General features: G+C 60.4%; 18 protein-coding genes. 6 read left to right on the top strand and 12 right to left on the bottom strand.

All coding sequences use genetic code 11. The features are described from left to right. The first annotated feature begins 9 nt into the window (after positions 1-9). Both ACIQU2_RS13105 and ACIQU2_RS13100 read left to right on the top strand, forming a co-directional pair. Positions 10-2,091, top strand: a complete 2,082-nt coding sequence (locus tag ACIQU2_RS13105; RefSeq protein WP_403141205.1) for a putative bifunctional diguanylate cyclase/phosphodiesterase — start codon at positions 10-12, stop codon at positions 2,089-2,091. A 93-nt stretch (positions 2,092-2,184) separates the two neighbouring features. Continuing rightward, the gene (locus ACIQU2_RS13100) at positions 2,185-2,931 is read left to right on the top strand and encodes an SDR family oxidoreductase (RefSeq protein ID WP_403141202.1); all 747 of its coding nucleotides are present in this window, start codon (positions 2,185-2,187) and stop codon (positions 2,929-2,931) included. Positions 2,932-3,081: 150 nt separating this feature from the next. On the opposite strand, the gene mapR is transcribed toward ACIQU2_RS13100, so the two are convergent. The 3 genes from mapR to ACIQU2_RS13085 form a co-directional block, all read right to left on the bottom strand. Continuing rightward, positions 3,082-4,491, bottom strand: a complete 1,410-nt coding sequence (mapR, locus tag ACIQU2_RS13095) for a GntR family transcriptional regulator MpaR (RefSeq protein WP_347804657.1) — start codon at positions 4,489-4,491, stop codon at positions 3,082-3,084. A 99-nt stretch (positions 4,492-4,590) separates the two neighbouring features. Next, a complete protein-coding gene (gene ccoG, locus ACIQU2_RS13090; RefSeq protein ID WP_403141198.1) occupies positions 4,591-6,021 on the bottom strand; it encodes a cytochrome c oxidase accessory protein CcoG in 1,431 nt (476 codons plus the stop codon). A 195-nt stretch (positions 6,022-6,216) separates the two neighbouring features. After that, positions 6,217-6,450, bottom strand: coding sequence for a DUF3203 family protein (locus tag ACIQU2_RS13085; protein WP_347804659.1), 234 nt, complete (start codon positions 6,448-6,450; stop codon positions 6,217-6,219). A 137-nt stretch (positions 6,451-6,587) separates the two neighbouring features. Between ACIQU2_RS13085 and ACIQU2_RS13080 the strand changes: the two genes are divergently transcribed. Continuing rightward, complete coding sequence (locus tag ACIQU2_RS13080; RefSeq protein ID WP_403141195.1) at positions 6,588-7,085, top strand: MgtC/SapB family protein; 498 nt, start codon at positions 6,588-6,590, stop codon at positions 7,083-7,085. Between the two features lie 69 nt (positions 7,086-7,154). On the opposite strand, the gene ACIQU2_RS13075 is transcribed toward ACIQU2_RS13080, so the two are convergent. Further along, positions 7,155-7,319: a hypothetical protein gene (locus ACIQU2_RS13075; protein WP_403141193.1), complete on the bottom strand. Its 165-nt coding sequence runs from the start codon at positions 7,317-7,319 to the stop codon at positions 7,155-7,157. Positions 7,320-7,549: 230 nt separating this feature from the next. On the opposite strand from ACIQU2_RS13075, the gene ACIQU2_RS13070 reads away from it, so the two are divergent. The 3 genes from ACIQU2_RS13070 (at position 7,550) to glgB (ending at position 15,285) form a co-directional block, all read left to right on the top strand. After that, positions 7,550-9,544 (top strand): alpha-1,4-glucan--maltose-1-phosphate maltosyltransferase, encoded by a 1,995-nt coding sequence (locus tag ACIQU2_RS13070; RefSeq protein WP_403141191.1) that lies wholly within the window; start codon positions 7,550-7,552, stop codon positions 9,542-9,544. Between the two features lie 165 nt (positions 9,545-9,709). After that, positions 9,710-13,051 (top strand): maltose alpha-D-glucosyltransferase, encoded by a 3,342-nt coding sequence (treS, locus tag ACIQU2_RS13065; RefSeq protein WP_403141187.1) that lies wholly within the window; start codon positions 9,710-9,712, stop codon positions 13,049-13,051. Between the two features lie 2 nt (positions 13,052-13,053). Beyond that, positions 13,054-15,285, top strand: coding sequence for a 1,4-alpha-glucan branching protein GlgB (gene glgB, locus ACIQU2_RS13060; protein WP_403141185.1), 2,232 nt, complete (start codon positions 13,054-13,056; stop codon positions 15,283-15,285). Between the two features lie 86 nt (positions 15,286-15,371). Here glgB and ACIQU2_RS13055 read toward each other — a convergent pair whose 3' ends face one another. The 8 genes from ACIQU2_RS13055 to ACIQU2_RS13020 all read right to left on the bottom strand — a co-directional run bounded on the left by ACIQU2_RS13055 (position 15,372) and on the right by ACIQU2_RS13020 (position 24,467). Beyond that, complete coding sequence (locus ACIQU2_RS13055; protein ID WP_403141182.1) at positions 15,372-16,445, bottom strand: autotransporter domain-containing protein; 1,074 nt, start codon at positions 16,443-16,445, stop codon at positions 15,372-15,374. 326 nt (positions 16,446-16,771) lie between these two features. After that, positions 16,772-19,339 (bottom strand): autotransporter outer membrane beta-barrel domain-containing protein, encoded by a 2,568-nt coding sequence (locus ACIQU2_RS13050; protein WP_403141150.1) that lies wholly within the window; start codon positions 19,337-19,339, stop codon positions 16,772-16,774. Between the two features lie 203 nt (positions 19,340-19,542). Then, a complete protein-coding gene (locus tag ACIQU2_RS13045; protein ID WP_403141147.1) occupies positions 19,543-20,343 on the bottom strand; it encodes an endonuclease/exonuclease/phosphatase family protein in 801 nt (266 codons plus the stop codon). Positions 20,344-20,591: 248 nt separating this feature from the next. Next, on the bottom strand, positions 20,592-21,350 hold the full coding sequence (locus ACIQU2_RS13040) for a PIG-L deacetylase family protein (protein ID WP_403141144.1): 759 nt from the start codon (positions 21,348-21,350) through the stop codon (positions 20,592-20,594). 120 nt (positions 21,351-21,470) lie between these two features. Continuing rightward, positions 21,471-22,130: a glycosyltransferase gene (locus tag ACIQU2_RS13035; RefSeq protein ID WP_403141142.1), complete on the bottom strand. Its 660-nt coding sequence runs from the start codon at positions 22,128-22,130 to the stop codon at positions 21,471-21,473. Then, entirely contained in the window at positions 22,127-22,726 is a 600-nt protein-coding gene (locus ACIQU2_RS13030) for an SAM-dependent methyltransferase (RefSeq protein ID WP_403141139.1), read from the bottom strand. The genes ACIQU2_RS13035 and ACIQU2_RS13030 overlap by 4 nt, the downstream gene beginning before the upstream one ends. Beyond that, the gene (locus ACIQU2_RS13025) at positions 22,723-23,481 is read right to left on the bottom strand and encodes a PIG-L deacetylase family protein (protein WP_403141136.1); all 759 of its coding nucleotides are present in this window, start codon (positions 23,479-23,481) and stop codon (positions 22,723-22,725) included. Before ACIQU2_RS13025 ends, ACIQU2_RS13030 begins: the two co-directional genes overlap by 4 nt. Further along, a complete protein-coding gene (locus tag ACIQU2_RS13020) occupies positions 23,478-24,467 on the bottom strand; it encodes an acyl-CoA dehydrogenase family protein (RefSeq protein WP_403141133.1) in 990 nt (329 codons plus the stop codon). The genes ACIQU2_RS13025 and ACIQU2_RS13020 overlap by 4 nt, the downstream gene beginning before the upstream one ends.

The following is a 24,467-nucleotide window of genomic DNA, read 5'->3' as shown; positions in this document are numbered from 1 at the left end:
AGTAGTCTCATGCTTATCGGTAGCTATTCCCCCACGCTGGTCATCATCTCGCTTTTTGTGGCGATTCTCGCCTCCTATACCGCGCTCGACCTGACCGAACGCATCGCCACGGCCAAGGGCCGGGCCGTGCATTTATGGACGGCGGGCGGCGCTTTTGCCATGGGGGTTGGCGTGTGGTCGATGCATTTCATCGGCATGCTCGCGTTCAAATTGCCCATCGACCTCGGTTACGACGTCGGCATCACGTTGCTGTCACTGCTGACTGGCATCCTGTCCTGCGGCTTTGCCCTGTGGCTGGTCAGCCAGCCACAATTGCCAGCCTGGCAATTGGCATTCGGCGCGCTGGTCATGGGGGCTGGGATTAGCGCGATGCACTACACCGGCATGGCCGCCATGCGTATGCAGCCGGGTATCGATTACGATCCGACGCTGTTCGGCGCTTCGCTGCTGATCGCCGTAGTCGCCTCGGGCGCCGCGTTATGGATCGCTTTCCGTCTGCGCCAGCACACACCTTATGTCGGCCTGATCCGTGGCGGTGCGGCGGTGATCATGGGGTTCGCGATCGTCGGCATGCACTACACCGGCATGGCGGCGGCGCGTTTCCCGGATGGCAGCTTCTGTGGCGCGGCCGTCAGTGGCCTGAACGGCAAGGGCCTGGACAATCTGGTGCTGATCACCACCCTGGCAGTGTTGAGCCTTGCCTTGTTGACCTCGATTCTCGATGCGCGCCTTGAGGCCCGCACCGCAAGCCTTGCCCACTCATTGACCGAGGCCAACCGCGAACTGACTCAACTGGCTCTGCATGACACCCTCACCGGCCTGCCGAATCGCGTATTGCTGGCTGACCGCATCGATCAGGCGATGTCCATGGTGCAGGAGCAGGGCGGTTGTTTCGCATTGATGTTCATCGATCTGGACGGCTTCAAACCAGTCAACGATGCCTTCGGTCACCATATGGGCGATCTGTTGTTGCGTGAAGTCGGTCTGCGCTTGCGCGAGGATTTGCGCAGCCATGACACCCTGGCGCGGATCGGCGGTGATGAGTTCGTTTTACTGGTGCAGCTCGGCGAACAGAATGACGCATTGAGCCTGGCAGCCCGTCAGGTTGGGCTGATCGGGCGTTCGTTCCGGGTCGCCGAACATGATTTGCAGATTTCCGCCAGCGTCGGCATCGCTATCTATCCGGGCAACGGTGAAACCGCCGAGGAATTGCTGATGAACGCTGACGCGGCGATGTACCACGCCAAGGGCGCCGGGAAAAACGGCTACAGCTTCTTCGATGCCTCGATGAACAGCAACGCGCGCAAACAGCTGCAATTGCTGCAGGACTTGCGTATCGCCATTGATCAGCAGCAATTCAGTCTCTATTACCAACCCAAGTTCGATGCCAACAATGGCCGGCCGGTCGGCGCCGAGGCGTTGCTGCGCTGGGTGCATCCGACCCAGGGCATGTTGCTCCCGGACAAGTTCATCGAACTGGCGGAAAAGACCGGGCTGATCATTCCGATTGGCGAGTGGGTGCTCAACGAAGCCTGCCGTCAGATGCGCGAGTGGTACGTGCTCGGGTACACCGACTGGCGCATCGCAGTGAACCTTTCAGCCCTGCAGTTCTGCCACGCAGGCCTGGTCCAGAGCGTCGCCAAAGCCTTGGCCACTCACCATTTGCCGGCCAACAGCCTGACCCTCGAGATCACAGAAACCACCGCCATGAGCGATGCCGATGCGAGCATGACGGTGCTTCAGGAGCTTTCGACAATGGGTGTCGACCTGTCGATCGACGACTTTGGCACCGGCTATTCGAGCTTGATGTACCTCAAGCGCCTGCCGGCTAACGAACTGAAGATCGACCGGGGTTTTGTCCGCGATCTGGAGCGTGACAGCGATGACGCCGCCATCGTTTCCGCCATCGTCGCCCTCGGCCAGGCACTGGGGTTGCGGATCGTCGCCGAAGGGGTGGAAACCGACTCGCAGCAAGACTTCCTGACGCAACTCGGTTGTGATTCGCTTCAGGGTTATCTGCTCGGGCACCCGCTGCCGGCCGAACGCTTCATGGTGGATATTCTGCGTGCAGAGCAATTGGCGGCGAGCTGAGAACACTGTGATTGATGTGAGCCCATGCAAAAGCCAGCGATGACGGTTATTCTTGGCCCCGACTGCTAACGCTTGGAATGGGGGAAATTTCGCATGGACAAAGTCATCGTCATCACTGGTGGCAGCCGTGGTATCGGCGCCGCCACAGCCCTGTTGGCCGCCGAACAAGGCTATCGGATCTGCATCAACTACCTGGCCGACGAATCCGCTGCGCAAACTGTGCTGGATCAAGTCCGCGCCCTCGGCGCCCAAGCCATCGCGGTGCGCGCTGACGTCAGCATCGAAGATGAAGTGATCGCGCTGTTCCACCGCGTGGACACTGAGCTGGGCCGGGTCACGGCACTGGTGAACAATGCCGGCACCGTCGGGCATAAGTCCCGGATCGATGAAATGTCCGAATTCCGTATTCTCAAAATCCTCAGAACCAACGTCCTGGCGCCGATCCTCTGCGCCAAACACGCGATCCTGCGCATGTCGCCCAAGCATGGCGGGCAGGGTGGCAGCATCGTTAACGTGTCCTCGGTGGCCTCACGCCTGGGCGCGCCAAGTGAATACGTCGACTACGCCGCCTCCAAAGGTGCGCTGGATACGTTCACCATCGGCCTGTCCAAAGAAGTGGCCGGCGAAGGCATCCGCGTCAACGCCGTGCGCCCTGGTTACATCTACACCGATTTCCATGCGTTGAGCGGTGACCCGGATCGGGTCAGCAAGCTGGAGTCGGCAATTCCGATGGCTCGGGGCGGGCGTCCGGATGAAGTGGCTGAGGCGATTGTGTGGTTGTTGTCGGATAAGGCTTCTTATGCCACGGGGACGTTCGTCGATCTGGGCGGGGGGCGCTAAGTCCATAGATTTGCATTGTTTGGGCGGGCCTCTTCGCGGGCAAGCCACGCTCCCACAGGATTTGTGTCGTTCACAACCTTCTGATCGACACCGTCCATTGTGGGAGCGTGGCTTGCCCGCGATGAGGCCGGTACAGGCAAAACCAAACCCTCAGAACGACCGCACAATCCGGCCCAACGTCTCCATCGCCTTCTCGGCAGTCTCATCCCAGGGGCTGCCGTAATTCAGGCGGATACAATTCCTGAAGCGCTGGGTCGGTGAAAAAATTGGCCCGGGCGCAATGCTGATCCCTTGCGCCAATGCCATCTGAAACAACTTCAGTGAATCCATCTGCGGTGGCAGTTCCAGCCACAAAAAGTAGCCGCCGGCCGGTTGACTGACGCGGGTTTGTGCCGGGAAGTAGCGCGCGATGGCGGCGAGCATGGCGCTTTGCTGTTCTTCCAGGGCGTAACGCAGTTTTCGCAGGTGCCGGTCGTAGCCGCCGTGTTGCAGGTAATCGGCGATGGCCGCCTGGGCCGGCATCGACGCGCACAGCGATGTCATGAGTTTCAGCCGTTCGATCTTCTGCGCATAGCGCCCGGCGGCGACCCAACCGATGCGGTAGCCGGGGGCCAGGCTTTTGGCGAACGAACCGCAGTGCATCACCAGCCCTTCGGTATCAAAAGCCTTGGCCGGTTTCGGCGCCTGTTGGCCGTAATACAGTTCGGCGTAGACGTCGTCTTCGATCAGCGGCACCTGATGGCTGCGCAATAGCTCAACCAGTTCCTGTTTCTTCGCCTCGGGCATCGTCGCGCCCATCGGGTTCTGGAAGCTGGTCATGCACCAGACAGCCTTGATCGGGTGCCGTGCCAGGGTTTGCGCGAGTACGCCAAGGTCGATGCCATCGCGCGGGTGCACAGGGATTTCCACGGCTTTGAGCTTCAGCCGCTCCAGGATTTGCAGGCACGCGTAGAACGCCGGGGCTTCGATGGCCACCAGATCGCCGGGCTCGGTGACCGCTTGCAGGCACAGGTTCAGCGCTTCCAGCGCGCCGTTGGTGATCAGCAGTTCTTCCATGGGCAGCATCAGCCCGCCGACCATGTAGCGCAGGGCGATTTGTCGACGCAGTTGCGGGTTGCCCGGCGACATGTCGGTGACGACCATGCGCGGGTCCATCTCGCGGGCGGCGCTGGCCAGGGAACGGGACAGGCGCTGCAGCGGGAACAGGGTCGGGCTGGGGAAGGCCGAGCCAAAGGGCACGGTGTTCGGGTCCTTGATCGAATCGAGGACCGAGAACACCAGTTCGCTGACGTCGACTTCGGTGGACTCATTGACCTGACTGCTGATTACCGGCTCCGAGAACGGGCTCGGCGCGTGCGCGTTGACGAAGTAGCCGGAACGCGGGCGAGCGCGGATCAGGCCGCGGCGTTCGAGCAGGTAGTAGGCCTGGAACACCGTGGACGGGCTGACCCCGTAGGTCTGGCTCGCGTAGCGCACCGACGGCACGCGCTGGCCGGGGCCGAGAACGCCGGAGTGGATCAGTTCAGCGATGTCGTCGGCGAATTTTTCGTAGCGTTTCATCGAGTGCCTGGATGGGTGTCATTCATTGAAAAAATGGGTGGCAGTCAGGTCGCCAAGATCGCAGCCTTCGGACGATCTTTGGCTTTGCATCTTAAAGGCTCAACGATTCATCGGCGCAACAAACCGGCTCTTCGCCACGCTATAAATCTCTGGCTCATCACTGTCGACAATCTTGAAACTGATCGTCTGCGAACTGCTGCTCGGCCGTTCCGTGGTCATTGCCACCGACACCGGTACATCCACAATCTCGCCCGGTGCCAGGCTCAGTTCGATCTTGCCTTGCAGCAGGAAGCCTTCGCCATCGACCAGGGTCAGACGGTAATCCTGACGTTGCTGGGTCTTGTTGATGACTTTCAGGCTGTAGATGTTTTCGATCTGCCCCTGACTGTTCTCGCGGAACAGGCCACGGTCCTTGCTCACGTCCAGCGAGACCATCGGCCGCTCCACCAGCGCCAGGGCAAGCGCACCGATCATCACCAACAGGACCGCGGTGTAGCCGATCAATCGCGGCCGCAGCAAATGGGTCTTGCCGCCCTGCAATTGATGCTCCGAGGTGTAGCTGATCAGCCCGCGGGCGTAGCCCATTTTGTCCATGATCGAATCACAGGCGTCGATACACGCGGCGCAACCGATGCATTCCATCTGCAAGCCGTCGCGGATGTCGATGCCGGTCGGGCAGACTTGCACGCACAACTGGCAGTCGATGCAATCACCGAGGCCGACTTCTGCCGGTGCCACGTCACGTTTGCGCGGGCCACGGTTCTCGCCGCGGGCCAAGTCGTAGGAGATGGTCAGGGTGTCTTTGTCGAACATCACGCTCTGGAACCGCGCATACGGACACATGTGCATGCACACCGCTTCACGCAGCCAACCGGCGTTGATGTATGTCGCGCCGGTAAAGAACAGCACCCAGAACAGGCTGACGCCGCCCATCTGCAAGGTCAGCAGTTCTTCGACCAGCGGCCGGATCGGGGTGAAATAGCCGACAAAGGTCAGGCCGGTCAACAGGCTGATGGCCAGCCACAAGGTGTGCTTGGCCGAGCGGCGGACCAGTTTGTTCAGGCCCCAGGGTGCGGCTTGCAGCTTGATCCGCTGGTTGCGTTCGCCTTCGGTGAGCTTCTCGCACCACATGAAAATCCAGGTCCAGGAACTCTGTGGGCAGGTGTAACCACACCAGACTCGCCCGGCGAACACGGTGATCGCAAACAGACCGAACGCGGCAATGATCAGCAGCGCCGACAGCAGGATGAAATCCTGCGGCCAGAAGGTCGCGCCGAAGATGTGGAATTTGCTTTCGCAAAGGTCCCAGAGCACAGCCTGGCGGCCGCCCCAGTTCAACCACACCGTGCCGAAGAACAGCAAAAACAGAAACCCCGCGCCGCTCATCCGCAGGGTGCGGAATAAACCGGTGAAGCTGCGGGTGTGGATCAGGTTGTCGCTGGACTTGGCCTTCATCTTTGGACGCGAAGGCTCATAGCGTTGAACGGACGGGGCACTTTCAACAATTCGGACGGGGATTCTATCGCTCATGGTCTTTCGCTCATCAGCCTCCATCAGGCCTGAGCACTATGAGCGGCGATCTGTTTGCATAACAGACTCACCTATTGCAATAAAAAGCGGATCAGATGGACATTGATCCGCTGCCTGCGACAAGTTGATGCACCCGCTACAGCGGGACGCAGACACCTATATCAAGCGTCTGCGGGTGTTATTGATCCGGGTCAGTCAAATCACCGAATCACTGTCAGTGGCCTTCAAATGCTTACGCCCGTCGACTGCGCCTGCTACGGTCAATGCGTCGGCTTCTGCTTCGGTGATGTAGACGCGCTGGCCGTCGAGTTCCACCGCCGACATGGCTTTTTCCGGGTCGGTAATGATGGTGACGTCTGGACACAGACGAATTTCTTCGCCGTTCTCGGTAATGAAGAAGCAGGTCTGGTTTTCGATGCGCACAGTCATGGAGGTGTCCTTTTTTCTGCGGGTTCTAAAGTGTTAGGGCACAACCGAGGATCATCGTTCTGTGCAACCGATTAATGGTCGACGCGGTCCATCCTCAATAGAGCAACTTTCTATCCAGTCATCACAAGGACAACACCATGAACGCCTGGTGGCATGAGGTTTGGGTGACGCTGCAAGCGGAGTTCGCCGACATTGGCGACGCTTCACAACTGACGCGCATTACCGTGCGCTTGCTGATGGCAGCGGTGTTGGGCGGGATTCTCGGCTTCGAACGCGAGCACAAGGGCAAGGCCGCCGGGGTCCGCACCCACATGCTGGTAGCTCTCGGCGCCGCGCTGTTCGTGCTGGTGCCGCAAATGTCCGGTTCACAGGCTGATGCCATGAGTCGGGTGGTGCAGGGTGTGATCGCGGGGATCGGCTTTCTTGGCGCAGGGACTATTCTGAAAAACACCGAGGGCGACGAGGGGCACGTCAAAGGCCTGACCACCGCCGCCGGGTTGTGGATGACCGCCGCCATCGGCGTCTCGGCCGGGTTGGGGCGAGAGGCGACGGCGGTGCTCAGTACGTTGCTGGCGTTGGCGATCCTCAGTGTGATGCCGAGGATCGTAAAAATGCTGGAACGCGATCCCCCGTAGGAGCTGCCGAAGGCTGCGATCTTTTGATCTTGAAAAGCAACATCAAGAGATCGCAGCCTTCGGCAGCTCCTACGGTGTGACAACCACCGGCGGCATGGTGCTCGGCGGGTCCTCGCGCGGCGGCGGGGTAGTACCGGGCGGATCTTGCTCAGGCACAGGTTCAGGCTCGGTTGGCGGAATGGTCGGGTTGTCGATGTTTGGATCAGGCGTTTCGGCAGGGATCGGAATGCTCATAACTTCAACCTCCAGTGGCACATGGCGTAAGTCGTGCTTAAGTGTGTTGACCACTGTGTAAAGGAATTGATTCCTCCGAAGGCCCAGGCAAATCCTCGTGAACTTTTACCGGCGCCTGTCGCTCGGAACCTAAGTGAGTTCATTCCGGGGCGGACGATCCTGCGGGATGGCTATCCTGTTACAAGCCACAGACACAAGAGCGTCCATGGGGCGTAAAGGAGAGATGCTCGATGACTGCTGAAAAACCGACAGAGCTGAACTACAACCCTCATATGCCGCTGTCGCAGGCTTTACTGCTGCCGCGCATCGCAATCGAAAACACCATGCCGACCCTCGATGGCGGGCAGTTCGCCGTCAAAACCGTGGTGGGCCAGGACGTGGTGGTGACCAGCAAAGTGTTTGCCGACGGTCACGACAAGTTGGCCGTGCGAGTGCGCTGGCACGCCGAGGGCGAGGAAACCTGGCAAAGCGAAGTCATGGCCGACTTGGGCAATAACGGTTGGCAGGGCCAGTTCCGGGTCGCGCGCCAGGGCCGTTATGTGTTTTGCATCGAAGCCTGGATCGATCAGTTCGCCAGCTTCTGTTATGAGCTGGAGAAAAAACACGCCGCCAGGGTGCCGATCAGCCTGGAATTGCAGGAGGGGCGAACGCTGGTCCAGCAAGCCGCCGAACGCACCGAAGGGCAACTGAGTGAACAACTGGCGACGCTGCACCATGAATTGTCGGGCCTGCTCGAAATCGAGCAGGTCGAGCTGTTTCTGCACCAGCGTAGCGCCGGGTTGATGACGCAGGCCGATCATCGTGCCTATTTGAGCATCAGCCCTGAGTACCCGCTCGACGTCGAACGGAACCTGGCGCAGTTCGCCAGTTGGTATGAATTGTTTCCGCGTTCGATCACTGACGATCCGGCCCGTCATGGCACCTTCAACGATGTGCATGCGCGGCTGCCGATGATCCAGGACATGGGCTTCGATGTGCTGTACTTCCCGCCGATCCACCCGATCGGCCGCAGTTACCGCAAAGGCCCGAACAACTCCCTGACCGCCGGGCCGGACGATCCGGGCAGTCCGTATGCCATTGGCAGCGAAGAGGGCGGGCATGAAGCCATACACGCCGAACTGGGCAGCCGCGAAGACTTCCGGCGTCTTGTCGCGGCAGCCGCTGACCATGGACTGGAGATCGCCCTGGACTTCGCGATTCAGTGTTCCCAAGATCACCCGTGGCTGAAGCAGCATCCGGGCTGGTTCAACTGGCGGCCGGACGGCACGATCAAATACGCCGAGAACCCGCCGAAAAAATACCAGGACATCGTCAACGTCGATTTCTATGCCGCCGATGCGATTCCGAGTCTTTGGGTCGAGTTGCGCGACATCGTGGTGGGTTGGGTCGAGGAGGGCGTGAAGCTGTTTCGCGTCGACAACCCTCACACCAAACCGCTGCCGTTCTGGCAGTGGCTGATTGCTGATGTGCGGGCGCTGTACCCCGAGGTGATTTTCCTGGCCGAAGCCTTTACCACCCCGGCGATGATGGCGCGATTGGGCAAGGTCGGTTACTCCCAGAGCTACACCTATTTCACTTGGCGCAACAACAAGTCCGAGCTGGCCACTTACTTCACCGAGCTCAACGAATCGCCGTGGCGTGAATGCTACCGGCCGAACTTCTTCGTCAACACACCCGACATCAACCCGGCGTTTTTGCATGAGTCGGGGCGCGCCGGTTTTCTGATCCGCGCGGCGCTGGCGACCATGGGCTCCGGTCTGTGGGGCATGTATTCAGGCTTCGAACTGTGCGAAGCGGCCCCGGTGCCGGGCAAGGAGGAGTACCTCAATTCCGAGAAGTACGAAATCCGCCCACGAGACTTCAACGCACCGGGCAACATCATTGCCGAGATCGCCCAGCTCAACCGCATCCGCCGGCAGAACCCGGCGCTGCAGACGCACTTGGGCCTGAAGGTCTACAACGCCTGGAACGAAAACATTCTGTATTTCGGCAAACGCAGCGCGGATGGCAGCAATTTCATTCTGGTGGCCGTCAGTCTTGATCCGCTTAACGTCCAGGAAGCGAATTTCGAATTGCCGCTGTGGGAAATGGGCTTGCCCGACGACGCCAGCACCCAGGGCGAAGACTTGATGAGCGGTCATCGCTGGACCTGGCACGGCAAGTACCAATTCATGCGGATCGACCCGGCGCATCAACCGTTCGGGATCTGGCGGATTACTGTGTAAACGCAGCACCTGTGGGAGCGAGCTTGCTCGCGATGGCGATTGAACATTCAACAGATGTGTTGCCTGCCAAATTGCTATCGCGAGCAAGCTCGCTCCCACAGGTCATCATCGCGTTTGAGAACAGGCGCTCGGCTCAGCGACTTTCGAATTCAACAGGAGTTTCAAATGGCGAAGAAACCCAAGGCAGCCACCTTTATCAAGGACCCGCTCTGGTACAAGGATGCGGTGATCTACCAGGTTCACGTTAAGTCTTTTTTCGACTCCAACAATGACGGGATCGGCGACTTTCCCGGTCTTATCGCCAAACTCGATTACATTGCCGATCTGGGCGTCAACACCATCTGGCTGTTGCCGTTCTATCCCTCGCCACGGCGCGATGACGGCTACGATATTGCCGAATACCGTGGCGTGCACTCAGACTACGGCACTATGGCCGACGCCAAGCGGTTCATCTCGGAAGCCCACAAACGTGGCCTGCGGGTCATTACCGAACTGGTCATCAACCACACCTCGGACCAGCACGCCTGGTTCCAGCGTGCGCGTAAGGCCAAGAAAGGTTCGGCGGCGCGGGATTTCTACGTCTGGTCCGATGACGATCAAAAGTACGACGGCACTCGCATCATCTTTCTCGACACCGAAAAATCCAACTGGACCTGGGACCCGGTGGCCGGCCAGTACTTCTGGCATCGCTTCTATTCCCATCAGCCAGACCTGAATTTCGATAACCCGCAAGTCATGAAAGCCGTGCTGTCGGTGATGCGCTACTGGCTGGACATGGGCATCGACGGTCTGCGTCTGGACGCGATTCCGTACCTGATCGAACGCGACGGCACCAACAACGAAAACCTGCCCGAGACCCACGACGTCCTCAAGCAGATCCGTGCCGAAATCGACGCCAATTACCCGGACCGCATGCTGCTGGCCGAGGCCAACCAATGGCCGGAAGACACGCAACTGTACTTCGGCGACACCGACGCCAAAGGCCTGAACGGCGACGAATGCCACATGGCGTTTCACTTCCCGCTGATGCCGCGCATGTACATGGCGCTGGCCCAGGAAGACCGTTTCCCGATCACCGACATTCTGCGCCAGACACCGGAGATCCCGGCCAATTGTCAGTGGGCGATTTTCCTGCGCAACCACGATGAGCTGACGCTGGAAATGGTCACCGACAAGGAGCGCGATTACCTGTGGAATTACTACGCGGCCGACCGTCGGGCGCGGATCAACCTGGGCATTCGCCGCCGCTTGGCGCCGCTGATGGAGCGCGACCGTCGTCGTGTGGAGTTGCTGAACAGTCTGCTGCTGTCGATGCCCGGCACGCCGACCCTGTATTACGGCGATGAAATCGGCATGGGTGACAACATCTACCTCGGCGACCGTGATGGCGTGCGCACGCCGATGCAGTGGTCGATTGACCGTAACGGCGGTTTCTCCCGCGCCGACCCGGCCAGCCTGGTGCTGCCACCGATCATGGACCCGCAATACGGCTACCTGTCGGTCAACGTTGAAACCCAGGCCGGCGACCCGCATTCACTGCTGAACTGGACCCGGCGCATGCTCGCCGTGCGCAAGCAGTCCAAGGCCTTCGGTCGCGGCACACTGAAAATGCTCTCGCCGAGCAACCGGCGGATCCTGGCCTACACCCGGGAATTCACCGGACCGGACGGCAAGCACGAAATCATCTTGTGCGTGGCCAACGTGTCCCGCAGCGCGCAAGCAGCGGAACTGGACCTGTCGGCCTACGTCGGCATGGTGCCGGTGGAAATGCTCGGCGGTAACGCCTTTCCGCCTATTGGTCAGTTGAATTTCCTGCTGACCCTGGCGCCTTACGGCTTCTATTGGTTCGTACTGGCGGCGGAAAACCAGATGCCAAGCTGGCACGTGGAACCGGCGCAAAGCCTGCCGGACTTCACCACGCTGGTGCTGAAAAAACGCATGGAAGAACTGCTCGAAGCGCCGTCCCGCAGCACGCTGGAGCAGAGCATCCTGCCGAGCTGGCTACAGAATCGCCGCTGGTTTGCCGGCAAGGACGCGGCCATCGAACAGGTCAACATCGCTTACGGCGTGCGCTTCGGCGATCCGCTGCACCCCGTGCTGTTGAGTGAAATTGACGTCACCAGCGGCGGCCAGACCAGCCGCTATCAGTTGCCGTTCGGCTTTATCTCCGAAGATCAGGTGGGTGCCGCGCTGCCTCAGCAACTGGCCTTGTCTCGCGTCCGGCGCGTGCGTCAGGTCGGTTTGATCACCGATGCCTTCAGCCTCGAAACCTTTGTGCATGCGGTTTTGCAGGGCATGCAAAGCGATATCGTGTTGTCTTCCAGTGCGGGCGAAATCCGTTTTCAGCCGACGGCGGAACTGGGGAATCTCGGTCTGAGCGGGGAATCGGAAGTGCGTTACCTGTCCGCCGAACAGTCCAACAGTTCGGTGGTGATCGGCAACAGCCTGGTGCTGAAACTGATCCGCAAGGTCGCGTCCGGCGTGCACCCGGAACTGGAAATGAGCGCGTTCCTGACCCACGCGGGTTTCCGCAATATTTCGCCGCTGCTGGGCTCGGTGGTGCGCCGCGATCCGGCGGGCGAGGACAACCTGCTGATGATTGCCCAGGGCTACTTAAGCAATCAGGGCGATGCTTGGGAATGGACCCAGAACAACCTCGAACGGGCGCTGCGCGACGAACTGGCCGACGCCATGTCCGAGCAGGAGCAACACTACAACGCGTTGGGCGAACTGCGAGACTTCGCCGGCATGCTCGGTCAGCGTCTGGGCGAAATGCATCAGCTGCTGGCGGCGCCCAGCGACAACCCGGACTTCGTTCCGCAGGTCACCACCCAGAAAGATGCCTTGGCCTCGGCCAAGGATGTGGCAGCGCAACTGGAGTACGCGTTTAAGTTGCTCAAACAGCATCAAAGCGAATTGAACCCGGCAGACAAAGCCTTGGTCACTCGTTTACTGGACAACAAAAAAGCCATCCTCAGCCATGTTCAGGAGCTGGGCAAAAAAGCCGTTGGTGGTCTGCGCATTCGCGTCCACGGCGACTTGCACCTGGGCCAGGTGCTGGTGATCAAGGGCGACGCCTACTTGATCGACTTCGAAGGCGAGCCGGCGCGGCCGCTGCATGAGCGACGGGGCAAACACAGCCCGTACAAAGACGTCAGTGGCGTATTGCGTTCCTTTGACTACGCTGCGGCGATGGCGATCAATGTGCACAACGTCGATAACACGGCCGATGCCCAAGCCGCTCGTCTACGTGTCGCCGATCGCTATTTAAATGAAGCAAGACAAGCATTTGTCGACGCTTATCGGCTGGCGGCAGCTAGTCTTGCTCATGCATGGCAAGATCCGGAAGGCGAGGACGCCGCATTGGCGTTGTTCGGCCTGGAGAAGGCAGCGTATGAAGTGGCCTATGAGGCAGAAAATCGCCCCACCTGGTTGCCCGTGCCGTTGCACGGTTTATATGGACTATTGAGTGGGCTTAAACCCTTTTCCGATCTTGGTGGAGAGTAGTCATGAGTTTCTCGAACAAGGAACAGGGTCACGCTAAAGAAGCGTTGCTGCCCAGATCGCGGGACATCGACGCGCTGGTACGCGCCGAACATCACGACCCCTTTGCAATTCTTGGCCCCCACGGCGATGGTGCCGGCGGGCAATTCATTCGGGCCTATTTGCCGGACGCCTTGAGCGTGCAGGTACTGGCCAAGGACTCCGGGGAGGAACTCGGCAACCTGGAGGCCACCCAGACACCGGGCCTGTTCGTCGGGCACTTCGATCGGGCGCAGCCGTATCTGCTGCGAACCCGGTGGGCCGGCGGCGAACAAATTTCCGAGGACCCTTACAGCTTTGGCCCGTTGCTTGGTGAGATGGACTTGTACCTGTTCGCCGAAGGCAATCACCGCGATCTCAGCGCTTGCCTGGGCGCGCAGCTGCAAACCGTCGACGGTGTCGATGGCGTGCGATTCGCCGTGTGGGCACCGAACGCCAAAAGGGTGTCGGTGGTGGGTGACTTCAACAACTGGGACGGTCGCCGGCACCCGATGCGCCTGCGTCATCCTACCGGTGTATGGGAAATTTTCGTCCCGCGCATGCAAGCGGGGGAAACATACAAATACGAAATCCTCGGCACCCACGGCATTCTGCCGCTCAAGGCCGACCCGATGGCGCTGGCCACCTCGCTGCCGCCGGACACCGCGTCAAAAGTCGCTTCGCCGCTGAACATCGATTGGCAGGATCAGGAGTGGATGCAATCGCGGGGCGACCGTCATCGGGTGAGTGCGCCGCTGTCGATCTACGAATTGCATGCCGGGTCCTGGCAATGTGAGCTGGATGATCTGGGCGAGGTCGCCCGCCAGTACACCTGGCATGAGTTGGCCGAGCGGCTGATTCCTTACGTCAAGGATCTGGGTTTTACCCACATCGAGCTGATGCCGATCATGGAACACCCGTTCGGCGGCTCCTGGGGCTATCAGCTGCTGTCGCAATTCGCCCCGAGCGCCCGCTACGGTACGCCGGATGACTTCGCCGCGTTCGTCAATGCCTGCCACCAGGCTGACATCGGCGTGATCCTCGACTGGGTGCCAGCGCATTTTCCGACCGATACCCACGGCCTGGCGCAGTTCGACGGCACCGCGCTGTACGAATACGGCAACCCGCAGGAAGGCTTCCATCAGGACTGGGACACGCTGATCTACAACCTGGGTCGCACCGAAGTGCACGGCTACATGCTGGCCTCGGCGTTGCACTGGCTCAAACATTTCCACGTCGACGGTCTGCGGGTCGATGCCGTGGCGTCGATGCTGTATCGCGATTATTCGCGCAAGGCCGGCGAATGGGTGCCGAACCGTCACGGCGGTCGGGAAAACCTCGAAGCCATCGACTTCCTGCGCCATCTCAATGACGTGGTCGACCTTGAAGCCCCCGGCGCGCTGGTGATTGCCGAAGAATCCACCGCGTGGCCGGGTGTCAGCCAGGGCACGCAACAAGGCGGACTGGGCTTCGACTACAAGTGGAACATGGGCTGGATGCACGATTCGCTGCATTACATCCAGCAAGACCCGGTATACCGCGCTCATCACCATAACGAACTGAGTTTTGGTCTGGTGTATGCCTGGTCCGAGCGCTTTATCCTGCCGATCTCCCACGACGAAGTGGTTCACGGCAAGCACTCCCTGATCGACAAGATGCCCGGTGACCGCTGGCAGAAATTCGCCAACCTGCGCGCCTACCTCAGTTTCATGTGGGCACATCCGGGCAAGAAGCTGTTGTTCATGGGCTGCGAGTTTGGTCAGTGGCGTGAGTGGAACCACGATCAGCAGCTGGACTGGTACTTGCTGCAGTACTCGGAACACAAAGGTGTGCAGAAACTCGTCGGCGACCTTAATCGGCTGTATCGCGAAGAACCGGCGCTGCATGATCAGGATGACGCGCCGCAAGGCTTCCAGTGGTTGATTGGTGATGATGCAATCAACAGCGTTTACGCCTTCATGCGCTGGAGCAGGGAGGGGCGGCCGGTGTTGGTGGTGGCTAACTTCACGCCGGTGCCGCGTGAGGGTTATCGCGTCGGCGTACCGTTTGCCGGGCGTTGGACCGAGGTGATCAACAGCGATGCGGCTACTTACGCCGGTTCGAACTATGGCAACAGCGGCGGGGCGTTTACCGAGGAAGAGCCGAGCCATGGCCAGGCCCTCTCGTTGGTATTGAACCTGCCGCCGCTGGCGGTGTTGATGCTGCGTCCGGAGGGTTGACCGAAAGATCGCAGGCTTCGCCAGCTCCTACAAGGTGTACGCCACCCAATGTAGGAGCTGCCGCAGGCTGCGATCTCTTGATCTTTTTACCACCGCATCCGCACACCCAAACTCCCAATCAACCCGTTCAAATCATTGTCGTCCACATCACTGCTGTAGTCGGCGCTGACGTAAAGACTCACGGCGGGTGTCACTCTGGCCACCAACCCCAAACCCACTTCGACGGTCGATGAATAACGGCTGCTGCTGATCTTCTCGACCTGATCGAGGTTCACCGTATTGCCGGTGTATACCGTGTGCCACACGTTGGTTCGCACATAGGGTTCGACCCCCAGGCCGTTGATGTTGTAACTACCTTTCAACCGTGCACCGACCCGGCCGCTCCAGGACGTCAGATCGCTGGACGAGGCATTGCCTGACCCGGCATACGGGGTGTCCAGGGTAATGCGTTGATTGATCAACTGCGCCTGGGGTTCGACTACCCAGTTATCGCTCAGACCAATGGGGAAACCACCTTCCACCGACAGCGTCACCGCGCTGCCCTCGGTCGCCAGTCGGGCGCCCTGGTCATTGCGGGTATAACCGTTGACCCGGCCGCCGCTGGCCGTCAAATCCACGTGCCAGCCTTGGGGCCCGGTCAGGCTCCAGTAGGCGCCGAGGCTCTGGCCTTCGAGGTTGAGGGTGTCGTGGCTGGGGTCAGCAAGGGCGCGACCGGTCAGCAGCCCGTTGCTGTTGCCTTGTAACTGAGTCGTGCCGCCGACCAGTCCGACCCGCTGGGTATGACCGCTACCGCTTTGCAGAGTCAGGATCGCCGGACCTTTGAACTCGCTACTGCCAGGGATAGCAAACCCCTGAGCCAGAACATCGGTTTGCGCCTGCCGCGAAGCCTGTCCATACACCTGATCCCAGGCCGAAGGCGCAGCGTCCTCGATGGTCAGGCGCGAACTTCGTGTATCGGAGGCGGCGCTGAAACGGCCGGAGTAGGGGGCGGTGAAAGTGACGGCGGGTAAGGTCATGACCGGAACATCCTGACGGTACCAAGGGGTGGTTTCATCCTCTGCCGGCCCTGCCTGTACTTCCATGGACGAGCACAGAAGGAGTGAACTCGAGACAGTGCAAAAAGTAACTTTGATCTCTTGTTGGGTGAATGACGTTTTCATGGAGGTCTACCTTGCAATCGCATGCCGAATCTCGCTCTGGCGTCTCTCTCCTACCCCGAATGAGGGGCGACCGAATGTAGTGGGGCAAGCCTCTGGCCGCCCGATTTTGCGGGAGTCTGGGGGGTTGCCCCGGGTAATATTTCCGGGGGTAGTAACGTGTAGCTAAGAAGACCCTTGACATCGCGTCAAGAAAATGTCCGATAAGTGGTATGTGTATTTTAGGACTTGCAAGTGACTGATTTACGCCGCACATCTAAGTTCTTGTTTGTTCGAAAAATCGTCAAAAAATCCGCATTCCAGAGCGGTTTTGATAGTGGGTTACCGGTTCACCAAGTCACCCTGACACCGACATTTGCGGCCGTTCCGCGCAGCTGATTGCTGTCGATATTGCTGGTGTAGTCGAGTCCGCCATACACGTTCACGGTTTTCGCGAGGCTAAGCACAACGCCGACACCGAGGTCGGCCGATGACGATTTTTGCTCGGTATCGATCCGGTCCGCGCCGTCGAAGGTTACCGAGTCGATACCGGAAAGGGTGTGCCACAGATTGGCTCGTACATAAGGTTCCAATGGGCGTCCACTGACTTGGTAAAGGCCTTTGAGTCGAGCACCGAGGCGACCGGTCCAGGCACTGTCGGAGTCGAATGAAACGTGGGAAATGCCGTCGTCCTGGCTGTCCAGCGAGACTTTTTGATGGATGACCTGCGCCTGGGGTTCAACCACCCAGTTATCCGTCACTTGAATCGGATAGCCGGTTTCCGCCGAAACAGTCAAGGCGTGGCCTCGGTTATCCAGTTTGAGGCCGCGTTCGGAGTGGCTGTCACCGTCGAGCCGGGTGCCCATGATGACGGTGTCGACGTACCAGCCCTTGGGATCGGTCAACGTCCAGTACAAGCCATAACTGTCGCCTTCAAGTTCCACTTGGCCAGCGCGCTTGTCTTCAAAGCCTTGGTTGAAACCGTCGACATCGCCCTGTAAACGCGTATGCCCGACAAAAAAACCAGTGCGCTGGGTCTGTCCATTGGAAGTCTGTGAGCTGTACACATCGTTACCAACCTGGAAACCGCTGAGCGAACCGTCGAGCCTTGGCGTTACGGTGCCGGCCCAGGTCTGATCGACGTTCTTGCCGTAGACCCGACCCCAGCCAGCGCCAAAGGCCCCGGTTTCGTTGAGCAGGCGCTGATCGCCTTGGCGATCATGGAAAGTGCCGAGTGCATTCAGGGTCAGTTGCGCGGCAGCGGGTGGCAGTACCGACCAGGTCGGAACCTCGGGGCGGTACAGCGGAATCGGTGACGCGCCCGGTACGGCTGCCGGTAAAACCGGTAGCGGTGGGCTGCCGGCGGGAGCGAGTGCGGCCACCGGCGTTGCGATGACCGGGACGACAATCGGTGGCAAGGCCGGATCCGGGTTTGGGATGGTGACGGTCGCGGGGGCCACAACGGCAGAGCGCAAATACCAACTGTTTTCGCTGCCTGCGCTAACGCCACCCTTGAACAGGTAGTAATCGAAGGCACCCGCAGATACCGGACCTTTGAGCGCAAACGCATCGGGGGTGCTGACAGCAGTGCCTTGAGCCTGCACCAACTCAATGCCGTTCTGCTGGGTCAACCCGCCGGTTCCGCCCAGATTGGTGACCGTGATCAACGTGCTGCCGGTCAATGTCCCATCGTTCACCACCAGTTTGTCGCTGGGGGAGTTGTCGTCTCCCACCACGCTTTGCAACAGCAACTGGCCGCCGTTGCCCGCGTAATTGCCTTGCACGGTCAGGGTGTCATTGGTGCGGGTATTGCCGCTGCTCAGGTCGATCACCCCGGCGTTGTTCAAGGTCGCAAGTTGGCCCGCAACAGCGGGCGTGATGCTGCCTTGGGCAGATGTCAGTGTGCTGCTGCTATCAATAGAGAACACCCCGGTGCCGCTGGCGGCGTCGCCCAGAATAAAGTTTCCGGCGAGGTCCAGTTGCGAACCGTTGCTCAGATTGACCGTCTCCCAGTTGATATAGCGGGCAGGGGTGGCTGAGCTGACATGATCGAAAATCAGCACATCGTTGCCCCTGCCGCCGTCGATGCCCGGGGTCAGGGCGAGGGTGCTTTCGCTCAGATTGCGCAGGGTCACACGGTCGTTGCCTTCGGCCAACAGGATCGCCGAGCGGATGATGCCGCCACCGTCCCAGACCAGCGTGTCATCGCCGGTACTGGCGCGGATCTCGCCCACGATTTCGCCGCCCGTCACGGTAATGCTGTCGTTGCCGCCGCTGACGCTGATGTTGCCGCCAATCCGTCCGCCAGAAACGGTAATGGTGTCGGTACCGAAACCGGTGACCAGATTGCCCTGGATCTGGCCGCCCGACAGGTCAAAGATATTGTTGTCGAGTTTCATGTCGACCCGGCCAATGGTCCCGCCCATCATGCGGGCGACGTCACCATCCTCGAAGGCGCCGACGATGGTGCCGCCGGTCATCAGAAACGTATCGCGATTGTCGCCTTGAGCGAGGGACTGAATAGTCCCGCCAGTCATCACAAAATCATCGATTCCATTGCCCTGGCTGACGGCGCTTGTAATCAACCCGCCTGTGATACGCAGGCGGTCCGCGCCGGCGCCTTGGTCCAGTGCGCCGGCGAGTGTGCCGGAATTCATCTCGACGGTGTCGCTGCCCGCGCCGAACGTCACGTTGCCATTGATACGGCCAGTGCCGTTGGCGGGGAACGTCAGGCTGTTATTGCCCGACAGGTCGGTGAGTGCAGCGCTGGTGCCGCTGTCACAGGTGAATGCATCGTTTCCGGGCCCTGCGATCAAGGTGCAAGCGGCGGAAACGGGAGGGCTGACGCCTATCAGCAACGAAGTGGGTACAGCGAGTATCTGCGGCAATGCCTGCAGCAATCGGGCGTAACGATTCATGTTGTATCCCTACCGCATGTTTCGGGAAATCATCCTTGGATCGTTCGCCGGATCTTCAATCAAGCCATCAAGTGAAGTTCATAAACTGCGTGAGACCTGCATCCTAACGAGTTGAATCAACTGCTCCTTCAGCTGCTTAAGGTGTAGACGCGTTTTTCGCCCGTGGTGGTGTTGCTGACGAATGGTCTGTTGAAAAAAGTACTTCAGAGGTGTACTTCCACCGCCAGCGGCAAATGATCCGACAGGTGCGTCCACGGCTTGCTCCCGAGTATTCGCGGCTCATGACTGCTGGCATTGCGCAGATAAATCCGGTCCAGACGCAGCAGCGGAAAGCGCGCCGGATAGGTTTTTGCCGGGCGACCGTGGTGACGTTCGAAGGCTTCATGCAGATAGTCGCGTCGGGCGAGGGCGGTGTTACCTTGCAGCTGCCAGTCGTTGAAGTCGCCGGCGATAATCACCGGCGCATCGTCGGGTAACGATTCGAGTAGTAGGCAGAGGAGCTGGAGCTGTAGTTGGCGATGGCTTTCCAGCAGACTCAAGTGAACGCAGATCGCATGGACTTCAGTGTGCCCCGGCACATCCAGAACGCAATGCAGCAGGCCGCGGCGTTCGGGGCCGGTGATCGAGACGTCGAGGTTGCGGTGTTCGCGGATCGGGTATTTCGATAACAGGGCATTGCCGTGGTGACCGTTGGGGTAGACCGCGTTGCGACCGTAGGCGAAGTCGCTCCATATGCTGTCGGCCAGGAACTCGTATTGTGAGGTCTGTGGCCAATCGTTGTAGCGAGTGGAATGGCGGTCGTGTTCACCGACGACTTCCTGCAGGAACACCAGGTCCGCCGACGTACTGCGTACCGCTTCACGCAGTTCCGGGAGAATGAAACGTCGGTTGAATGCGGTAAAACCCTTGTGGGTGTTGACCGTCAGCACTCTCAGTCGATGAATCGCCAGAGGCGTGTTCAATGGAGATGATCCGACGGCCTGCCACTTGGAGTCACTGGTCACGTTCACTCCTCTGAATCAGGACTGCTTATGTATGCGACTGATACAGCGGCGGGCAGTTCAGAGTGATTCGTCGCAAGCAGCCTTCACACCAAAATGTAGCAGCTGCCGAGCCTGCGAGGCTGCGTTCGGCTGCGTAGCAGTCGTCATCCAGAACATGGAGTTTGCCTGACACACCACATTGCCGGGCCTTACGACTGCTTCGCAGCCGAACGCAGCCTCGCAGGCTCGACAGCTGCTACATCGCTGCGTCAGACAAACACAATTTCGTAGGGCAACCGTATCCGTTCCAGAAGCACCGGGGGCAGCAGCGGGGCGAGGCCGATGGCGGGTTCGCCGTCGAGCTGGCTGGCATAGGCGTGGGTGGCGTGGCTTTTGCGCGCGACGGTCCAGGTGTCCAGGCGCACCTTGCGCGCGCGATGCCACGGGATGAGCCCTCGATCACGCGTTGGCCAGTGCCAGGCCCAGACCGGTACTTCGTTGAACGCCGCCCCGACCATGGCCGCGGCCTTGACGCTAGCCCGGCCGACGGCGTCATGGTCGACAATGCCATCCTCGCGCCAGGTGCTGAACACCACATCCCCGGGGCGTAAATAACGGGCAATGAATTGAGTCATCTGAAATTCCCGTTCGGCCAGGGCGTTGTCGGTGAAGCCGCCACGAATCCATTTGAGGCTGTGCATCGGCAGCCCGAGCCGGCGCAAGGCTTCGAGGCTTTCCTGGGGGCGGAACACGCTCAAGCGTTTCTCCGACCACTGTTGCGAGCCCGGATGGCTGGCGCTGCCGTCGGTAATCGAGATTAACTGGAGGGGATGCCCCAAGGCGCTGAGCAACTGCAGCAGGCCGCCGCAGGTCACGACTTCATCGCCAGGGTGTGGGGCAATCACTACAGCGCGTGCGCCGGCGGGGACCAGGGTCTGAGTGCTGATGACAGGAATGTTGTCCAGTTGCGGGGCGCTGTTCCAGATTTGTACGGGTAGGCTGCTTTCACTGATGGAGACCGATTTCATGGCTACGTCCTTGTTCTCGTTGATAGCAATGTGCAGCGCTCCAAACCCTGGATTGCCGCAAGCAGAGTATTGCTCATGTCACGCTATTCGTCGCCTCGCTGTTCCATCCGGTACGTTTTTTTATCCGACCTGCAGCATGTCCCGCAGGAAATCGCCAAAGCCCCCTCGTGCGCGGCTGTCCAGTCGGGCACTGGTGAGCACCTGCGGACGTTGGCTCCAGGCGATAGTCGCCCCGCAGCGTTCGAGTTGCCGAACCAGTTGCACATCTTCGTCGCTGGCCAGCGGTTCGAAACCACCGGCACGCCGGTAAGCCTCGGCACTGATGCCCAGGTTGGCACCATGGATATGCCGGTGGCCGTCGCGGGCCTGATAACGCTTGTGATAGCGAATCTGTGTCGCCTCATCGAAGGCCGCGTTCCACTGATCGACCGTCACCGTGCCGCACACTGCGTCGGCACCGAGGTCCAGTTGCGCCACCAGCCAGTCCTTGGCGACCCGGCTGTCGGCGTCGGAGCAGGAAATCCAGCGCACTCCCCGATCCAGTAGAAACCGTGCACCCGCGGCGCGCGCCTGGCCGACGTTACGCGCCTCGATCGCCAGGCTGTGCACTGGGTAACTGTCAACAATCTCTGAGGATCGGTCAGTGCAACTGTCGAGCACCACCAGCACCAGGACCGTTTCACCCTCCAGCCGTTCATGGCACGCGGCGCGCAGGGCGGCCCGTATGCACTGCTCGATCAACTCTTCTTCGTTATGCGCCGGGATCAAAATGCCAATCATCGCAAGCCCTCCAGCACGGCCACGGAGCGCGGCTCACGGCTCCAGAGTTCCAGCAGGAAATCGGCCTCCTGATGCAGGACCAGGCGCGGTAAGTGCAACTGTTCGTGAAGCAGGTCATGGACCTGTCGGGCGTTCAGCGGGCAGCCATCGATCGGTGGGCGCCAGTGGCAGGCCAGGAGTTGGCCGTCGGCGGTCAATGATCGGGCGGCGTGTTCGATCAGGCACTTGAGGTCTTCGGCATCCAGGTAATAGCCGACTTCGCTGAGCACGATCAGGTCAAACTGCTCGTTGGGCCAATCCCCCGGCAGACGGCTTTGGCGGACTTCGACATGGTCGAACAGACTCAGGCGAGTGCGAGCCAGCGCCACGGCGGCGGCTGCCGTATCGCAACACAACAGGCGATCGCAGCGAGTGGCCAGATCAGCGCTCAGTTCCCCGTTGGCGCAACCGGGTTCGAAGATCGCGCGGTAGTGCGGTCGGGGCAGCGCGGCCAGCGTTATGGCGCGTTTGCGCTGTTCGTACCAGCGCTGACGGAACGACCAGGGATCGTCGTTGCCGGCGAACAAACCGTCGAAATAGCGATCCTCGACGCTCATACAAACACCACTTCAAACGGTTGCAGTAACCGGTCCAGCACATACGGTGCCAGCACCGGTGGCAAGCCGATTTTCGGGTCGCCCTCCAGTTGGCTGGCGAAGGCATGAATGGCGTGACGTTTGCGCGCCACCAGTGCCGGGGCCAACAGAATCTTTCGCGCCCGGTGCCAAGGCACGAAACTGTCTTCGGGGGTTGCCCAGTGCCAGGTCCAGACGGGCAGCTCATGCAGCGCAGCACCGACCCGTTTCGCCGCTTCGACACTGGCACGACCCACAGCCTCGTGATCGCAATGGCCGTCTTCACGCCACGTGGTAAAGACCACATCGTTGGGCCGCAGATGACGTTCGATGAACTCGCACAACTCGGCTTCCCGTGCCGCCACCTGACTGTCGGCGAAACCACCGCGCAGCCATTTCAGGCTGTGCAATGGCAGGCCGAGACGGCGCAAGGCCTGGGCCGATTCCTGCGGGCGGACCACGCTCAGGCGTTCCACCGGCCAGCGCTCGGAACCGGGATGGCTGGCACTGCCATCAGTGACTGAAATCAGTTGCAGCGGCCGGCCGGCCGCAGCGAGCAACTGCAGGAACCCGCCGCAACCCAGCACTTCGTCATCCGGATGGGGGGCGATGATCACGGCGCGCGAGCCTTCCGGCACCAGCGTCAGGATGTCGGTCACCGGTAATTGGGCCAGATGGCTTGAGGTTTGCCATAAATGCAGAGGCGTTCCCTGGCCGACAATGGGGTTGGTTTTCATAACATCCATGTCTCCGTCAGAACCTGTTGCCCAAGCGCGGCGAGATCCCGTTCGGCGTGGCTTTGGCGCAGGAATACCGGCAGGTCGGCGATCAGGCGGGCGAACTGCCGATCCTTGCAATAGGGGCCGGCACCGAGTGCGTGGCCGACATGCCGGATAACCTGTTCGGCGGCGTGTTCAACCACCGTGCGGGCGCGCCGGGCCAGCAGTTCGGCGTCGTCCAGCGGAGCGGCGTCGATCATCAATGCGCTGACCCGCAATACCTCGGCGGCAGCATGCAGCGCACTGTCGACCGCGCCCAGGTGGGCGAGGGCGTGGGGTTCTTCACGTTGAGCGCAATGGCTGCGCAGACGTTCGGCGATGCTCTGTGCCGCGCCGTACCAGCAAGCGGCAATGCCGATTCCGCCTTGCCAGAAGCCGGGACGTTGCAGGTAATCGCCAGGGTTGCCAATGGCTTGTGCTTCGGCACCTTCGAACAGCACCTCAACGCTGCCAGTGGCACCCATTCCGACGGCTTGCCAGCCCTGATCCGTCACGGTCACGCCGGGTTGATCCAGCGCCACCGCAACCAATTGCTGCCGGTCGTGATGATCCCATGCCGTGAGCAACGCGTGACTCAACACCGAAGCTCCTGAACACCAGGCCTTGCGCCCATTCAACACAACCATCTGACCTTGCGGCCTGACTTGCACGCGCGCTTGCGGTGGTTCTGCGGCCCACATGCCCCACGTGCTGCCCGGCGTAGGCGAGCCACCCAGTTGCTGGATGATCGCCAGGGCGTCGGTATGGCCCTCGTACAACTTGCACAACCCCAGATCATGCCCGCCGACCTCGGCCAGACGCTGAAACCGCTCCAGTGTCTGGCCACCGCCAGGCAGCGGAAGCTGATCGAGACCCGCCTCAACCAGCGCTCGCAGGCACCGGCCTAACGCTTGCGTGTCGGCGTAATCCGCGGGCTGATGCTGGAGAAATCCCTGAAGGTCCAT

Source organism: Pseudomonas sp. NPDC098740 (assembly GCF_044760065.1).
GTDB lineage: Bacteria > Pseudomonadota > Gammaproteobacteria > Pseudomonadales > Pseudomonadaceae > Aquipseudomonas > Aquipseudomonas rossensis.
This window is presented reverse-complemented; position numbering and strand designations above follow the sequence as displayed.

What these genes read in the sequence shown, in the direction of transcription:
- ACIQU2_RS13080 (WP_403141195.1), top strand. Translation starts at nt 6,588, where the DNA reads ATGAACGCCTGGTGGCATGAGGTTTGGGTGACGCTGCAAGCGGAGTTC.
- ACIQU2_RS13075 (WP_403141193.1), bottom strand. Translation starts at nt 7,319, where the DNA reads ATGAGCATTCCGATCCCTGCCGAAACGCCTGATCCAAACATCGACAAC.
- glgB (WP_403141185.1), top strand. Translation starts at nt 13,054, where the DNA reads ATGAGTTTCTCGAACAAGGAACAGGGTCACGCTAAAGAAGCGTTGCTG.
- ACIQU2_RS13105 (WP_403141205.1), top strand. Translation starts at nt 10, where the DNA reads ATGCTTATCGGTAGCTATTCCCCCACGCTGGTCATCATCTCGCTTTTT.
- ACIQU2_RS13040 (WP_403141144.1), bottom strand. Translation starts at nt 21,350, where the DNA reads ATGAAATCGGTCTCCATCAGTGAAAGCAGCCTACCCGTACAAATCTGG.
- ccoG (WP_403141198.1), bottom strand. Translation starts at nt 6,021, where the DNA reads ATGAGCGATAGAATCCCCGTCCGAATTGTTGAAAGTGCCCCGTCCGTT.
- mapR (WP_347804657.1), bottom strand. Translation starts at nt 4,491, where the DNA reads ATGAAACGCTACGAAAAATTCGCCGACGACATCGCTGAACTGATCCAC.
- ACIQU2_RS13035 (WP_403141142.1), bottom strand. Translation starts at nt 22,130, where the DNA reads ATGATTGGCATTTTGATCCCGGCGCATAACGAAGAAGAGTTGATCGAG.
- ACIQU2_RS13085 (WP_347804659.1), bottom strand. Translation starts at nt 6,450, where the DNA reads ATGACTGTGCGCATCGAAAACCAGACCTGCTTCTTCATTACCGAGAAC.
- ACIQU2_RS13070 (WP_403141191.1), top strand. Translation starts at nt 7,550, where the DNA reads ATGACTGCTGAAAAACCGACAGAGCTGAACTACAACCCTCATATGCCG.
- ACIQU2_RS13055 (WP_403141182.1), bottom strand. Translation starts at nt 16,445, where the DNA reads ATGAAAACGTCATTCACCCAACAAGAGATCAAAGTTACTTTTTGCACT.
- ACIQU2_RS13020 (WP_403141133.1), bottom strand. Translation starts at nt 24,467, where the DNA reads ATGGACCTTCAGGGATTTCTCCAGCATCAGCCCGCGGATTACGCCGAC.
- ACIQU2_RS13025 (WP_403141136.1), bottom strand. Translation starts at nt 23,481, where the DNA reads ATGAAAACCAACCCCATTGTCGGCCAGGGAACGCCTCTGCATTTATGG.
- ACIQU2_RS13050 (WP_403141150.1), bottom strand. Translation starts at nt 19,339, where the DNA reads ATGAATCGTTACGCCCGATTGCTGCAGGCATTGCCGCAGATACTCGCT.
- ACIQU2_RS13030 (WP_403141139.1), bottom strand. Translation starts at nt 22,726, where the DNA reads ATGAGCGTCGAGGATCGCTATTTCGACGGTTTGTTCGCCGGCAACGAC.
- treS (WP_403141187.1), top strand. Translation starts at nt 9,710, where the DNA reads ATGGCGAAGAAACCCAAGGCAGCCACCTTTATCAAGGACCCGCTCTGG.
- ACIQU2_RS13100 (WP_403141202.1), top strand. Translation starts at nt 2,185, where the DNA reads ATGGACAAAGTCATCGTCATCACTGGTGGCAGCCGTGGTATCGGCGCC.